Source organism: Rhodanobacter sp. T12-5, assembly GCF_008329435.1.
Classification (GTDB): domain Bacteria; phylum Pseudomonadota; class Gammaproteobacteria; order Xanthomonadales; family Rhodanobacteraceae; genus Rhodanobacter.
Genome location: NZ_NPKN01000006.1, coordinates 196749 through 211485, shown reverse-complemented (window position 1 = coordinate 211485; position 14737 = coordinate 196749). Strand labels below are relative to the sequence as shown.

The window sequence follows — 14737 nt, the reverse complement described above, 5'->3', positions numbered from 1 at the left end:
TGGCTCTCGCGCCAGAGCATCGCGACTGAAGTCGCTCCTGCATGCCCGACGGTCACGCTTTCAGCAAAACCACCACGGCCCCGGTTCCGCCCATCGCAGGCTTTGCCGACGCAAACGCGATCACGTCGTCGCGCCGGCGCAGCATGCGATCGGTGAGTCGTTTCAATACCGGCCCGGCGGCTTTCGAGCGCAGGCCCTTGCCGTGTACGATGCGCACGCAGCGCCAGCCGTTGCGTTTCGCCTCGGCCAGGAAATCGACGATGCTGGCCTGCGCGGCGGCGGCGTTCATCTGGTGCAGGTCGAGATCATCCTGCACGCTGAACTGGCCACGCTTGAGCTGGCGCAACAGCTTCGGCGGGTAGCCATCGCGCAGATAGCTCAACTCTTCGCCCACTTCGAGCAAGGCCGGGTCGAACGCCATGTCCAGCAGTTCGCCGGGCACGGCTGCTTCGTCCGCGTCCAGCATGTGCGGATGCGGCAACGGTTTTTCCACGGCCGGGGGTGGCGATACGGGGTCGAGCCGGCGCACGTCACCGATCGCCTCGCGGAACAGGCGGCTGTCGTCGTCGCTGGCGGCGATGGGTGCACGGCGCTTCATGTCGTCATGCTAACCAATGGCGTGACGAATGCGCGCATCGGCGCAAGATCGAGTGAAACCGGTGACACGCTCCGGTAGACTTCGGCAGTGGAGTGCGCACCATCGTGTCGATGAGGGGCGCGCACTCAGTCAGTCTTGGACGGAGCAGCATGCGAGTTCTGGTCAGCAACGACGATGGCGTGGATGCACCGGGCATCCGCGTGCTTGCCGAGTGTCTCGGCGCGGTCGGCCAAGTCACCGTGGTGGCGCCCGATCGCGATCGCTCCGGCGCCAGCAACTCGCTTACCCTGGACGCGCCGCTGCGCGTCCAGCCAATGGGCAATGGCTACTATCGCGTCGCCGGTACGCCGACCGATTGCGTGCATCTGGCGCTGGCCGGATTGCTGGACGAGGAACCCGACATGGTCGTGTCCGGCATCAACAATTCGGCCAACCTCGGTGACGACGTGATCTATTCCGGTACGGTCTCCGCCGCCATGGAGGGACGCTTCCTCGGGTTGCCGGCCATTGCGGTGTCGCTGGACACGCGCGACCACAAGGGCGTGCATTACGAGTCGGCGGCCAGGGCCGTGCTGCTGCTGATGCGGCGATTGCTGGTCGATCCGCTGCCGGCGGACACCATCCTCAATGTCAACGTGCCGGATCGGCCGTGGGCGCAGATCGAGGGTTTCGAGGTTACCCGGCTGGGTCGCCGTCATCGTTCCGCACCGTGCATCGCGCAGACCGATCCGCGCGGCCGGCCGATGTGGTGGATCGGTCCGGCGGGCGAGGTGGACGATGCCGGGCCGGGAACCGATTTCAATGCCGTGCGGCGTGGGTTTGTTTCCGTCACGCCCATCCATGTCGACCTGACCCGTTTTCAGGCGCTGGAGAAAGTCAGCAGCTGGATGCAGGCGCTGAGCGACGACATGGCAACTGGCCAGGACAGCAATGATGAGGCGGCTTGAACGATGAATGTCTACCCACTCCCTGCCGCAGATCTGAAAGGCGAGGGGATGACTTCGCAGCGTGCGCGTGACCGCCTCGCCACCAGCCTGAAGGAGGGCGGGATCGAGGATGCGCGCGTGATCGACGTGATCCGCAATACGCCGCGGCATCACTTCATCGATCAGGCGCTGCATTCACGCGCTTACGAAAATACCGCGTTGCCGATCGGGCATGGCCAGACCATCTCGCAGCCGTGGGTGGTCGCACGGATGACCGAAGCCCTGCTTGAGTTCGGCACGCCGCAGAAGGTGTTGGAGATCGGTACCGGTTCGGGTTACCAGGCGGCGATCCTGTCCGCGCTGGTGCCGCAGGTGTTCACGGTCGAGCGGATCGAGGAGTTGTTGCGCCAGGCGCGTCGACGCTTCCGTCAGCTGGGCCTGACCAACCTGCGTTCGCGTTACGACGACGGCAAGCTCGGCTGGCCGGACGAGGCGCCGTTCGACGCGATCATCCTCACCGCCGCCGGCGACACCATTCCCACCCGGATCCTCGACCAGTTGAGTCCCACTGGCGTGCTGGTGGCGCCGGTCGGTTCGCCCAGCCGGCAGACGTTGATCCGCATGCGTGGCGATGGCCAGGGTGATTTCGTGCAGGAGGAGCTCGGCGCGGTCAGCTTCGTGCCGCTGCTTGGCGGGATCGGTTGATGCGCCTGTTCGGGGCACTTTATGCGCGCGCGCTGGTATGGGCACGCGAGCCAAGGGCGCTGTATTACCTGTCGGGATTGAGTTTCGTCGAGGCATTCATCTTCCCGATTCCGCCGGAAGCGATGTTGGCGCCGATGATGCTCGGCAAGCGGCACAAGGCCTTTTTCTTTGCCAACATCAGCTTGCTGTTCTCGTTGCTTGGAGCGCTGGTCGGTTATGCGCTGGGCCACTGGGCTTTTCATGCGTTGCGACCGTTGCTGGATGCATTGCATCTGTCGGCACCGATCGAGCAGGGCGTGGCGACGCTGAGCCTGCAGATGCAGGAGCATCGCTGGGGCATGTTCGGCGTGCTGATCCTGGCAGCGCTGCAGCCGGTGGTGCCGATGAAGTTCGTCACCTGGGCGTGCGGGATCATCGGTGTGCCGATCCTGCCGTTCCTGGCCTGCATCGGACTCGGTCGCGGCAAGCGCGTATGGCTGCTGGCGCTGCTGATTCGACTTTTTGGCGAGCGTGCGGAAAGGATCCTGCACAAGTACATCGAATGGATCGGGTGGGCTGCACTGGTCCTGCTTGCCTTGTTGCTGGTGTGGTGGCTTTGGCTGCGTTGAGCGCCGACAGTCATGAAGATCGATCCCGCATGAAAAACGCGCAAGGCATCGGTATGCTGTTACGCATGGATCGACACCTTCAATGGCTGGTGATACCGGCAGTTTCCCTGCTGCTTGCCGCCTGCGGCACCATGCGCAGTTCGGTGGTGGTCGAGCCTGCAGGCGCCAGTGGCTACACCCGACAGCCTGTCGGCACCTTGCAACATGCCGATACCCGACTGCCGTCCCGCACGCCGATTCCCGGCGGAAGCTATGTGGTGACGCGAGGCGATACGCTCTACTCGATTGCATTCCGCAAGGGCGTGGATTTTCGCGATCTGGCGCAATGGAATGCGATCGCCGCGCCGTACACGATCTGGCCGGGACAGCGACTGACCCTGACGCCGGCACACAGTGCGGCGATGGCGCATGGGAGCCATGCGGCAACATCCGCTGCCGCCCCGGTATTCAAGCCCGTTGCAGCACCGTCACACGGCGCCACTGGCACGAACCCGCCGGCCACGCTGCCGGTGAAGCCGGCGGTTCCTGCCGTCGCTGCCACTGCCCCTGCCGTGGTTCCGGTCGCAGGCATGCCGGCACCGGCGATGGCGAGCGCACCGCCAGCGGTCGTGCCGACCGGCGCCTCACGTGAGGTAAGCGGCGTGCACTGGCGCTGGCCTGCCGATGGCAGTCTGATCAGCCGCTTCCAGAAGGGGGACGCGATTCCGGGCATCGAAATCGCCGGGAAGTCAGGCGATCCCGTGCGTGCCGCCGCCGATGGCGTGGTCGTTTACAGCGGCAACGGGTTGGTCGGCTATGGCGAGTTGGTGATCATCAAGCACAGCGACAGCTTTCTGTCGGCCTATGGCCACAACCGCAAGCGCCTGGTCAAGGAAGGGCAGCGAGTCAGCGCCGGACAGCAGGTTGCCGAGATGGGTTCCACCGGTGCGACGCGCAATGAGCTGGAATTCCAGATCCGCAGGGACGGCAATCCGGTGAATCCGTTGGACTATCTGCCCCCGCGTTGAGCGCGGCGCGATTCCGCCGGACGCACGAGCTGCCGGGCGTCATGCCTTGGGCAGGATGAATCCCGCGACGACCCGACGCCCTTCCCCTGCGAGCAGGTTGTAAGTGCGAGCGGCGGCGGCATTGTCCATCACCTCGATGCCGATACCCTTGCGCAGAAAGCCGGCGATGAAGGCCGCTTCAGGAAAGACCTGACGCTCGCCCGTGCCCAGGATGACGAGTTCCGGCTGCAGCGCCAGGATGGCTTCGACATGGCTGGCGTCGAGTGCATCGGCAGCAGCCACCGGCCAGCCCTCGATCGCCCGGTCCGGTGCAAGCAGGAAGCTGCTGTCGAGCGCGCGGTCGATCAGCGTGATGTCGCGTACACCGACGCGACGAACGAACAAATAACCTTCGGGACGATCGAGCGACAAGTCCATCAGCGAGCCTATCGGGGCAATGCGATCTTCGGTTCGTCGGCGTTGCGACGGAACAGCACCACGACGTGCCCGATCTGGTGGATCTTCTGCGCCTGCGTACCTTCGGTAAGCACGTCGACTTGCGCCTGCCGCTCGTCCTTGTCGCCACCGGACAGTTTCACCTTGACCAGCTCGTGGATGTCCAGCGCCTGGTTCAATTCCTTGACCACGGCCTCGGTGGCACCCTTGTTGCCCAGCAGGACGACCGGGCTCAGGTCGTGGGCGAGGCTGCGCAGATAGCGGGTCTGCGAGGAAGAAAGGGCCATGCGATGGTGCTCGATTCGCGGTAAGTGAACGGCAAAGGGTATCATGCACCACCCCTTTCCCCAATCGGCACACCAAAAACGACATGGCCCGCAGCAAAAGCAGCGCAGTCTGGCTGCGCGAACATTTCAATGATGAATATGTGAAGAAAGCCCAACTCGAGGGTTTGCGTTCGCGTGCGGTGTACAAACTGGAGGAATTGATAGAGCGCGATCGTCTGCTCAAGCCGGGCATCAGCGTGGTCGACCTCGGTGCGGCCCCGGGCAGCTGGTCGCAATTGGTGCGCAACCGCCTGGGCGACAGCGGCAAGGTATTCGCGCTGGACATCCTGCCGATGCAGAGTATTGCCGGGGTGGATTTCCTGCAGGGCGACTTCCGCGAGGAATCCGTGCTGCGCGAGCTGGAGTCGCGCCTGGAAGGGCAGAAGCTGGATCTTGTGCTGTGCGATCTGGCCCCCAATATGAGTGGTGTGGCGCTGGCCGACCAGATCCGTGCGATGGCGCTGTCCGACTTGGCGCTGGATTTCAGCAGGCAGTGGCTCAAGCCGGGCGGCTCGTTCCTGATCAAATTGTTTCAGGGAGTCGGCTTTGACGATTACTTGCGCAGCTTGCGCGCGGACTTCACCCGCGTAACCATGCGTAAACCTAAGGCCTCCCGCGCGCGTTCGCGTGAGGTGTACGCACTGGCGGTGGGGCTCAAGCCTTCCGCCGTGTCACCGGGCGGGAACCGTGCATGAATGAAACAGCGAAAAATGTGTTGCTCTGGGTGATCATCGCGGTGGTCCTGTTCACCGTGTTCCAGAGCTTCAATCCGCATGGCGCGGCCTCCTCCGATCTGCCCTACAGCTCGTTCGTACAGAGCGTGGACAACGGCAACGTGGCCAACGCCACGATCAGCGCCGACCAGCCGGCCACCATCAGCGGCAAGCTGAAGGACGGCAGCCCGTTCCGCACGGTCGCGCCGATGCTCGGCTTCTCCACCAACGAGGTGGTCAAGCAGATGCAGAGCAAGGGCGTCGAAGTGCGCCAGGATCCTTCCGAAGGCTTCTCGTTGATCGGCTTGCTGATCAGCTGGTTGCCGGTGCTGCTGATCGTGGGCGTGTTCATCTGGTTCATGCGTCAGATGCAATCCGGCGGCGGTGGCCGCGGGGCGATGAGCTTCGGCCGTTCGCGCGCCAAGTTGCAGGGCGAGGACCAGATCAAGGTCAATTTCAGCGACGTCGCCGGTTGCGATGAAGCGAAGGAGGAGGTCGGCGAACTGGTCGAGTTCCTGCGCGACCCTGGCCGGTTCCAGAAGCTGGGTGGCAAGATTCCGCGCGGCGTGCTGATGGTCGGTCCGCCCGGCACCGGCAAGACCCTGCTGGCGAAGGCCATCGCGGGCGAGGCGAAGGTGCCGTTCTTCGCGATTTCCGGTTCCGACTTCGTCGAGATGTTTGTCGGTGTCGGCGCCAGCCGCGTGCGCGACATGTTCGAGCAGGCCAAGAAGCACGCGCCGTGCATCATCTTCATCGACGAGATCGACGCGGTCGGCCGCCATCGCGGCGCCGGCCTGGGTGGTGGTCACGACGAGCGCGAGCAGACCCTGAACCAGTTGCTGGTCGAGATGGACGGCTTCGAAGGCACCGAAGGCATCATCGTGATCGCCGCGACCAACCGTCCCGACGTGCTGGATCCGGCGCTGCTGCGTCCGGGCCGTTTCGATCGCCAGGTTGTGGTCGGGTTGCCGGACGTGCGTGGCCGCGAGCAGATCCTCAAGGTGCACATGCGCAAGGTGCCGACCGCCAGCGACGTCAATGCAATGACAATTGCGCGCGGCACGCCGGGTTTTTCCGGTGCTGACCTGGCCAACCTGGTCAACGAGGCGGCGTTGTTCGCCGCGCGCGAGAACGCCCGCGAAGTGCGCATGAGTCATCTGGACAAGGCGCGCGACAAGATCCTGATGGGCAGCGAGCGCCGTTCGATGGCGATGAGCGAGGACGAGAAGAAGCTCACTGCTTATCACGAGGCTGGCCATGCGATCGTCGGTCGGCTGGTGCCGGAGCACGATCCGGTCTACAAGGTCACGATCATCCCGCGTGGTCGCGCGCTGGGCGTGACCATGTACCTGCCCGAAGGCGACAAGTACAGCATCAACCGCGTGGCGATCCAGTCGCAGCTGTGCTCGCTGTACGGCGGGCGGGTGGCGGAGGAACTGATCTTCGGCGCCGACAAGGTCACCACCGGCGCATCGAACGACATCGAGCGGGCCACCAAGATGGCGCGCAACATGGCCACCAAGTGGGGCCTGTCCGACGAACTCGGTCCGATCACCTATGGCGAGGACGAGGACGAAGTGTTCCTGGGTCGTTCGGTGACCCAGCACAAGAGCATCTCCAACGAGACCGCGAGCAAGATCGACGAAGTGGTGCGTGGCATCCTCGATCGCGCCTATGCGCGCAGCCAGGAATTGCTGACGGCTAACCTCGACAAGCTGCATGCGATGGCCGATGCGCTGCTGCAGTACGAGACCATAGATGCGCATCAGATCGACGACATCATGGCCGGGCGCGTACCCGGGCCACCGGCCGACTGGACCAGGAATGCCGCAACCGGCGCTACGCCGCCGCCACCGCCGCCGAAGGGCGATGCCGGTTCGGCAGTGGGCAAGGTCGGTGACCCTGCACCGCAGAGCCGCACCGGACTGGACGGTCAATCCTGATTTGGACGGCTATTCGGACGATCGTGATCGTCCCGCGATGTGATGATGGAAGAGGGCGGCCACCGGCCGCCGTCTTCACGTGCTGACTGGCACCACCGGCATGGTGGGTTTTTCGCCTTTGTGCCGCACGGCAACCCCCCGATGAAGAAAGTTTTGCGAAAAGGGTTGACGCACGGGGGCGGAGTCTGAATAATTCCGCTTCTTGCTTCACCGCCTCGATGCCCAAACATCGCAGCGATGACGTAGAAGTTTTTTCAGTGCGCCCGTAGCTCAGTTGGATAGAGTACCTGGCTACGAACTAGGTGGTCGGGAGTTCGAATCTCTCCGGGCGCACCATTTTTATTCGGCGAGGCGGGGTGCTTGCACCCCGTTTTGTTTTCAACGGAAGGCGGGTATTTGCTCTCCGTGAAGACAGATGATTTCAGCGACACAGTGATTCAGAAACACTAAGGTGTGCTTCGATACGGATTGACTGAGCGAGGCGGCACCCGTAACATTTCAAGGCTCCGGCGGCGGCATGGCCGGTGATTCGAAAGCGGGGTATAGCTCAGTCTGGTAGAGCGTTGCGTTTGGGACGCAAAAGTCGGGGGTTCGAATCCCTCTGCCCCGACCAGCGACACGTTCTACCTGCAGAGACTGCGCCTGTAGCTCAACCGGATAGAGCATCGGCCTTCTAAGCCGACGGTTGCAGGTTCGAGTCCTGTCTGGCGCACCAGTTGCAAGATTTATGGTGGGTGTAGCTCAGCTGGTTAGAGTCCCGGATTGTGATTCCGGTTGTCGTGGGTTCGAATCCCATCATCCACCCCAGTTTCAAACCCAGGTTTCCTGGGCCGTTAGCTCAGTTGGTAGAGCAGTTGACTCTTAATCAATTGGTCGAAGGTTCGAATCCTTCACGGCCCACCAATCAAGCAAAACGCCGATCGCTTGCGGTCGGCGTTTTGCTTTGGCGCGACAGCAAGGCGCGATGGCGGCAAGTCGGTCCCGGCGCGGCCCGTGATCGCTGTCAGTGCTTGTGCTGCACGGTGGTGCAACCGTAAAATGGTCTGCTTTCGTATAAGGGAATCATCGACTTAGACGATCGTGATCATGGCTGCCGCGATGCCCTCCTGACTTGTCCGGCAAGTCATAATCGGCCGCAGAATCCAGTGGTTACGCGTGTTTGATGAGCTGGGCAAGGCGAGAGTGGCGGAATTGGTAGACGCACCAGATTTAGGTTCTGGCGGTTAACCCCGTGGGGGTTCGAGTCCCCCCTTTCGCACCAAGCCCCGTTGGTTTTCTTGTTTTCAGGCGGCAAGGCCGTCATGGTGCCTGCGCCAGGCCCACAACATCAGGTAGTACCAGGAGACGTCATGCAGGTTTCGGTTGAGAGCATCGGCACGCTCGAGCGCAAGCTCACGGTGAAATTTCCCGCGGAGCGGTTCGAGACGCAGGTAAGTGCGCGTATTGCGGAGATGGGCCGCACCGTTCGCCTGAAAGGTTTCCGTCCAGGCAAGGTGCCGACGACGGTGATCAAGCAGCGTTTTGGCGAACAGGTTCGTGGTGAGGTGCTGTCCGACCTGATCGGCAGCACGCTGCGCGAAGCTGTGGAGCAGGAAAAGCTGCAGCCGATTGCGAATCCGGCGATCAACACCACCGGCAAGCCGGAAAACGGTGAAATTGCCTACACCGCGACGTTCGAGATCATGCCGGAGTTCCCGGTAGTTGACGTGGCTTCGTTGGAGATCACCCGCCCGGTGGCGATGGTGACCGATGCCGACATCGACAAGATGCTGGAGACCCTGCGTCAGCAGCGCCGCAGCTTCGAGGAGGTCGATCGCGCGTCCGTCGAGGGGGACTTCGTGATGTTCGAATACTCCGCCGAAGCAGGCGACTACCGCTTCCCGGCCGAAGGCCTGGAGCGTGCGGGCAGCGTGCTGGGTTCGGGTACCTTGTTCAAGGCGCTGGACGAGGCGTTGGCCGGGCGCAAGGGTGACGACAGCTTCGAGGCCGAGGTTGCCTTTCCGGGGGATTTCCGCAACGAACAACTGGCTGGCAAGTCGGCGAAGGTCAATTTCAAGATCATCAAGGTACAGGAGCCGAAGCTGCCCGAAATCGACGGCGAGTTCGCCAAGCTGTTCGGCATCGACGACGGCGACATGGAGACGTTTCGCAAGGAAGTCCGTGCGAATCTCGAGCGTGAGCTGAAGGCTGCACTGATGGCGCGCCTGAAGTCGGAAGTGGCCGAAAAACTGGCCGACGCCCATGCCGAACTGAACGTGCCGAACCTGATGGTGCAGTCCGAGGCGCGCAACATGGCCACCGGCAGCGTGCCGCAGGGTCAGCAGCCGCCGCCGCAGTTGATCGAGGCAGCCATGCCCATTGCGCGCAAGCGCGTGGTTGCGGGGTTGTTGATGGGTGAGCTGGCTCGCAAACAGGGAATCAAGATCGATCGCAAGCGCGTTGCTGAACAGCTCGCCGCGATCGCATCGACCTACGAAGAGCCGGAGAAGGTCATTGAACTCTACAACGGTGACCCCCAATTGATGTCTGGGCTGCAGAATCGCGTGATGGAAGATCAGGTGGCCGAATGGGTGGCAGAGCATGCCAGGACCACCCAGCAGGACCTGAGCTTCGACGACGTGATGCGCCCCGCCAACGCCTGAGCCTTTACAGGCACACTCACCGGAGAGCTGCAAACATGGCCATGGATCAGATCCAGAACCTCAATTTGATACCGATGGTCGTCGAGCAAACTGCTCGCGGCGAGCGCTCCTATGACATTTACTCGCGCCTGTTGAAGGAGCGGGTGATTTTTCTGGTGGGCGAGGTCAACGACCAGGTCGCCAACGTGCTGGTCGCGCAAATGCTGTTCCTTGAATCGGAAAATCCGGACAAGGACATCCATTTCTATATCAACAGTCCCGGCGGGGCAGTGACCGCGGGTCTGGCGATCTACGACACCATGCAGTTCATCAAGCCCGATGTCAGCACCATGTGCATTGGCCAGGCATGCAGCATGGGTTCGTTGCTGCTGACGGCCGGTGCCAAGGGCAAGCGTTTTTCGTTGCCCAACTCGCGCGTGATGATTCACCAGCCTTCGGGTGGCGCGCAGGGCCAGGCGACCGACATCGAAATCCAGGCCCGCGAGATCCTGTACATGCGCCAGCGCCTGAACCAGATCTACGTCGAACACACCGGGCAGGCTATCGAAAAGATCGAATTGGACATGGAGCGCGACCGCTTCATGAACGCGGTTGACGCAAAAACCTATGGCCTGATCGACGACGTGCTCGACAAGCGCGCTGGCGAGACGGTGAAATCGGCCTGATTTCCGGGTTCTACCCCCGAGTCTCGAGAGGGGCTCCGTGTCTGCAGGCAGACGCGGGGCCCTGTGTTATTCTCGCGACGCATTCAGATTTGTCAGTGGGACCGAAAGTATGAGCGACGACCGGCAGGGGCGTTCCAGCGACAGCGGCAAGATCCTCTATTGCTCTTTCTGCGGCAAGAGCCAGCATGAAGTGCGCAAGCTGATCGCGGGTCCGTCCGTGTTCATCTGCGACGAATGCGTGGAGCTGTGCAACGACATCATCCGTGAGGAACTGGAAGAAAAGGCTGCCTCCGGGCGCACCCAGTTGCCGAAGCCGCGCGAGATCCGCGAGTCGCTGGATCAGTACGTGGTGGGACAGACCCGCGCCAAGAAGGCGCTGGCTGTGGCGGTGTACAACCATTACAAGCGGATCGAGTCGCGCCAGAAGAGCGACGACATCGAACTGGGCAAATCCAACATCCTGCTGATCGGCCCGACCGGCTCGGGCAAGACGCTGCTGGCTGAAACGCTGGCGCGCCTGCTCAATGTGCCGTTCACGATCGCCGACGCGACCACGCTGACTGAAGCCGGTTACGTGGGCGAGGATGTCGAGAACATCATCCAGAAGCTGCTGCAGAAGTGCGACTACGACGTCGAGAAGGCGCAGTCGGGCATCGTCTATATCGACGAGATCGACAAGATCTCGCGCAAGAGCGAGAACCCGTCGATCACCCGCGACGTGTCCGGCGAAGGCGTGCAGCAGGCGTTGCTGAAGCTTATCGAGGGCACCCTGGCCTCGGTGCCGCCGCAGGGCGGACGCAAGCATCCTCAGCAGGAGTTCCTGCAGGTCGACACCAAGAACATCCTGTTCATCTGCGGCGGTGCATTTGCGGGCTTGGAAAAGGTCATTCAATCGCGCTCGGAGAACACCAGCATCGGTTTCTCGGCCGAGGTCCGCAGCAAGGAGCGTACGCAGAACCTTGGCAAGGTACTGGCCGATGTGGAGCCTTCCGACCTGGTGCGTTTCGGCCTCATTCCCGAATTCGTCGGCCGCCTGCCGGTAGTGGCGACGCTGGATGAACTTGACGAGGCGGCGCTGGTGAAGATCCTCACCGAGCCGAAGAACGCGGTCACCAAGCAATTCAGGAAACTGTTCGAGATGGAGGAGGTGGAACTGGAGTTCCGTCCCGAGGCGCTGCAGGCGATCGCGAAAAAGGCGCTCAAGCGGAAGACCGGCGCACGCGGCTTGCGTACCATTCTTGAACAGGTGCTGCTCGACACGATGTATGAGTTGCCTTCGTTGGAGCACGTCAGCAAGGTAGTGGTGGACGATGCCGTGATCGAAGGTCAGGCCGAGCCCTACCTCATCTATCGCGGCAACCTGCAGCAGCGCGTGGCGGGAGAAAGTGGCGACGCCGCCTGATCCTTGCCCGCGATCTCCTCGATGATGACGGCCCCGGCAGTGTTCCGGGGCCGTTCTGCTTTTTGCGCTCTCCAACTCTTGCGTGAACGCACGATTGCCTCCACTTGACGTAATAACAGGCCCGGCGCAGTGTCGGGATGAATCCAGATCCGAACCCGAGGGACCTCTCTTTCATGGCCAAGAACGCCCCCCTTCCTGCTGTGCTGGACGTGTTGCCGGTGTTGCCGCTGCGCGACGTCGTGGTTTATCCGCACATGGTCATTCCTTTGTTCGTCGGCCGCGACAAGTCCATGCGTGCACTGGAGCGGGCGATGGAGGGCGAGCGGCAGATCCTGCTCGTCGCGCAGAAAAGCCCGGATATCGACGATCCCGAGATCGCCGACCTGCATCAGGTCGGCACGCTGGCCGGAGTACTGCAACTGTTGAAGTTGCCTGACGGCACGGTCAAGGTGCTGGTGGAGGGCCAGTCGCGGGTGGCAGTGGAGGATTTCCGCGAAGAGAACGGGATGCTGATGGCGCGTTCGCATACGATCGAGCCTGTCTACAACGCCAAGGAGCGCGAGCTCGACGTGGTCTCGCGCACGCTGATCTCGTTGTTCGAACAATTGGTCAAGCAGAGTCGCAAGCTGCCTCCGGAAGTATTGGCCAGCCTGTCCGGCATCGACGACCCGTCGCGCGTGGCCGACTCCATCGCCGCGCACCTTTCCGTACGCATGGCAGACAAGCAGAAGGTTCTGGAAACTGCCGATGTCGGCAAGCGGCTCGAGCTGTTGATCGGGCTGGTCGATGGCGAGATGGACCTGCAGCAGGTCGAGAAGCGTATTCGCGGGCGAGTCAAATCGCAGATGGAAAAGAGTCAGCGCGAGTACTACCTCAACGAACAGATGAAGGCGATCCAGAAGGAGCTCGGCGACAACGAGGAAGGCCCGAACGAAGTCGAGGAACTCCAGAAGAAGATCGAAACTTCCGGCATGCCGAAGGCCGTGTTGACCAAGGCGCGACAGGAGTTCAACAAGCTCAAGCAGATGTCGCCGATGTCGGCCGAGGCCACCGTGGTACGCAATTACCTGGACTGGCTGGTGGGTGTGCCGTGGAAAAAGCGCAGCAAGGTGCGCAAGGATCTGCAAATGGCGCAGGAAGTGCTCGACGCCGATCACTTCGGACTGGAAAAGGTCAAGGATCGCATCCTGGAATATCTTGCCGTGCAGCAACGCGTATCGGCGATGAAAGGGCCGATCCTTTGCCTGGTGGGGCCACCGGGCGTGGGCAAGACCTCGTTGGGACAGTCGATCGCCAAGGCGACCAACCGGAAGTTCGTGCGCATGAGTCTGGGTGGAGTGCGTGACGAGGCCGAGATCCGTGGTCATCGGCGCACTTATATCGGCTCGATGCCAGGCCGCATCGTGCAGAACATCAACAAGGTGGGTACCAGGAATCCGCTGTTCGTGCTGGACGAGATCGACAAGATGTCGATGGACTTTCGTGGTGACCCGTCGTCGGCACTGCTGGAGGTGCTCGATCCGGAGCAGAACCATGCGTTCAACGATCATTACCTCGAGGTCGACCTGGACCTGTCCGAGGTGATGTGGATCGCCACCGCGAATTCACTGAACATTCCAGGTCCGCTGCTCGATCGCATGGAAGTCATCCGCATCCCCGGCTACACCGAGGACGAGAAGCTCGGTATCGCTCAGAAGTACCTGCTGGCCAAGCAGCTCAAGGCCAACGGCCTGAAGCCCGAGGAGCTCAGCGTGGACGAGGAGGCTTTGCGCGACATCGTGCGGTATTACACGCGCGAGTCGGGCGTGCGCAATCTGGAACGCGAAATCTCCAAGATCTGTCGCAAGGTGGTGAAGGAGCTCACGCTGGGACAGGTGAAAAAGACCAAACCGGGGGCCGCATCGAAGGCGGGCAAGACCAAGGCCAAGTCCGGTACCGAGCGGGTCAGGGTCGGTTCGGGCAACCTTGGCCATTACCTGGGCGTGCGCCGGTTCGATTTCGGCCGCAAGGAATTGCAGAACGAAGTGGGTTTGGTGACCGGCCTCGCCTGGACGCAAGTTGGTGGCGAATTGCTCAGCATCGAAGGCTCGGTGGTGCCCGGCAAGGGCAGGCTGGTGCATACCGGCCAGCTCGGCGATGTCATGAAGGAGTCGATCCAGGCCGCGTTGTCCGTGGTGCGTGCACGCGCCGATCGATTGGGTATCGACCCCGAGTTTCACCAGAAGCTCGACGTGCACATCCATGTGCCCGAAGGCGCCACGCCCAAGGATGGCCCCAGCGCGGGCATCGCCATGTGCACGGCATTGGTATCCGTGCTGACCAAGGTGCCGGTTCGCTCCGAAGTGGCGATGACTGGCGAAATCACCTTGCGCGGCCGGGTACTCCCGATTGGCGGACTCAAGGAGAAACTGCTGGCGGCACTTCGCGGCGGCATCACCACGGTAATCATTCCGGAGGACAACAAGAAGGATCTTGTCGACATGCCGGCCAACATAACCTCGTCGCTGGAGATTCACCCGGTGCGTTGGATTGACGAGGTGCTGGATATCGCACTGGAGCACCCGCTGCAGCCGAACCCCGTCAAGGAGGAGGCACCTGCCGCATCTGCCGGCGAATCGGCGGAAGTGCATTCTCGACCGCATTGACCCGTGTAGGCTTATCGATGATGGGCGTTCCGGATTCGTCCGGTTTGCGGCCGTGGCCATTCTTCTTTCCGGTTTTCCGCGTTTGATCGACCCTCCGGTGCCGTAGTCGTCTGGCGCCGGTT

13 protein-coding genes and 6 tRNA genes are annotated in these 14737 nt (G+C 62.2%); 16 read left to right on the top strand and 3 right to left on the bottom strand.

Annotated features, from left to right (window positions below):
• Positions 1–52: 52 nt before the first annotated feature.
• Positions 53–598 (bottom strand): Smr/MutS family protein, encoded by a 546-nt coding sequence (locus CIW53_RS13300; protein WP_149365198.1) that lies wholly within the window; start codon positions 596–598, stop codon positions 53–55.
• 149 nt (positions 599–747) lie between these two features.
• On the opposite strand from CIW53_RS13300, the gene surE reads away from it, so the two are divergent.
• The 4 genes from surE to CIW53_RS13280 are packed head-to-tail and all read left to right on the top strand — an operon-like array spanning position 748 to position 3844.
• The gene (gene surE / locus CIW53_RS13295; RefSeq protein ID WP_149365197.1) at positions 748–1545 is read left to right on the top strand and encodes a 5'/3'-nucleotidase SurE; all 798 of its coding nucleotides are present in this window, start codon (positions 748–750) and stop codon (positions 1543–1545) included.
• A 3-nt stretch (positions 1546–1548) separates the two neighbouring features.
• The gene (locus tag CIW53_RS13290) at positions 1549–2229 is read left to right on the top strand and encodes a protein-L-isoaspartate(D-aspartate) O-methyltransferase (protein WP_149365196.1); all 681 of its coding nucleotides are present in this window, start codon (positions 1549–1551) and stop codon (positions 2227–2229) included.
• Positions 2229–2837, top strand: a complete 609-nt coding sequence (locus CIW53_RS13285; RefSeq protein WP_149365195.1) for a VTT domain-containing protein — start codon at positions 2229–2231, stop codon at positions 2835–2837. The genes CIW53_RS13290 and CIW53_RS13285 overlap by 1 nt, the downstream gene beginning before the upstream one ends.
• A gap of 53 nt (positions 2838–2890) precedes the next feature.
• Positions 2891–3844 carry a peptidoglycan DD-metalloendopeptidase family protein gene (locus CIW53_RS13280; RefSeq protein WP_149365275.1) on the top strand — a complete coding sequence of 318 codons (954 nt, stop codon included), beginning with the start codon at positions 2891–2893 and terminating at the stop codon, positions 3842–3844.
• Positions 3845–3883: 39 nt separating this feature from the next.
• On the opposite strand, the gene CIW53_RS13275 is transcribed toward CIW53_RS13280, so the two are convergent.
• Both CIW53_RS13275 and yhbY read right to left on the bottom strand, forming a co-directional pair.
• On the bottom strand, positions 3884–4261 hold the full coding sequence (locus CIW53_RS13275) for an Mth938-like domain-containing protein (RefSeq protein WP_149365194.1): 378 nt from the start codon (positions 4259–4261) through the stop codon (positions 3884–3886).
• Positions 4262–4269: 8 nt separating this feature from the next.
• On the bottom strand, positions 4270–4566 hold the full coding sequence (gene yhbY, locus CIW53_RS13270) for a ribosome assembly RNA-binding protein YhbY (RefSeq protein WP_149365193.1): 297 nt from the start codon (positions 4564–4566) through the stop codon (positions 4270–4272).
• A gap of 83 nt (positions 4567–4649) precedes the next feature.
• Between yhbY and rlmE the strand changes: the two genes are divergently transcribed.
• The 12 genes from rlmE to lon all read left to right on the top strand — a co-directional run bounded on the left by rlmE (position 4650) and on the right by lon (position 14615).
• Entirely contained in the window at positions 4650–5300 is a 651-nt protein-coding gene (rlmE, locus tag CIW53_RS13265; protein ID WP_149365192.1) for a 23S rRNA (uridine(2552)-2'-O)-methyltransferase RlmE, read from the top strand.
• Positions 5297–7261 carry an ATP-dependent zinc metalloprotease FtsH gene (gene ftsH / locus CIW53_RS13260; protein WP_172969667.1) on the top strand — a complete coding sequence of 655 codons (1965 nt, stop codon included), beginning with the start codon at positions 5297–5299 and terminating at the stop codon, positions 7259–7261. The genes rlmE and ftsH overlap by 4 nt, the downstream gene beginning before the upstream one ends.
• Before the next feature lie 259 nt (positions 7262–7520).
• Positions 7521–7597 (top strand) — tRNA-Arg (locus CIW53_RS13255).
• A gap of 200 nt (positions 7598–7797) precedes the next feature.
• Positions 7798–7874, top strand: a tRNA-Pro gene (locus CIW53_RS13250).
• 25 nt (positions 7875–7899) lie between these two features.
• Positions 7900–7976 (top strand) — tRNA-Arg (locus CIW53_RS13245).
• 15 nt (positions 7977–7991) lie between these two features.
• Positions 7992–8068 (top strand) — tRNA-His (locus CIW53_RS13240).
• A 20-nt stretch (positions 8069–8088) separates the two neighbouring features.
• Positions 8089–8164 (top strand) — tRNA-Lys (locus tag CIW53_RS13235).
• Between the two features lie 273 nt (positions 8165–8437).
• Positions 8438–8522: transfer RNA gene (locus CIW53_RS13230), tRNA-Leu, on the top strand.
• Between the two features lie 88 nt (positions 8523–8610).
• Entirely contained in the window at positions 8611–9903 is a 1293-nt protein-coding gene (gene tig, locus CIW53_RS13225) for a trigger factor (RefSeq protein WP_149365191.1), read from the top strand.
• Between the two features lie 41 nt (positions 9904–9944).
• A complete protein-coding gene (clpP, locus tag CIW53_RS13220; protein ID WP_242451906.1) occupies positions 9945–10568 on the top strand; it encodes an ATP-dependent Clp endopeptidase proteolytic subunit ClpP in 624 nt (207 codons plus the stop codon).
• Positions 10569–10677: 109 nt separating this feature from the next.
• Positions 10678–11970, top strand: a complete 1293-nt coding sequence (gene clpX, locus CIW53_RS13215; protein ID WP_149365189.1) for an ATP-dependent Clp protease ATP-binding subunit ClpX — start codon at positions 10678–10680, stop codon at positions 11968–11970.
• A gap of 173 nt (positions 11971–12143) precedes the next feature.
• The gene (lon, locus tag CIW53_RS13210; protein WP_149365188.1) at positions 12144–14615 is read left to right on the top strand and encodes an endopeptidase La; all 2472 of its coding nucleotides are present in this window, start codon (positions 12144–12146) and stop codon (positions 14613–14615) included.
• Positions 14616–14737 lie beyond the last annotated feature (122 nt).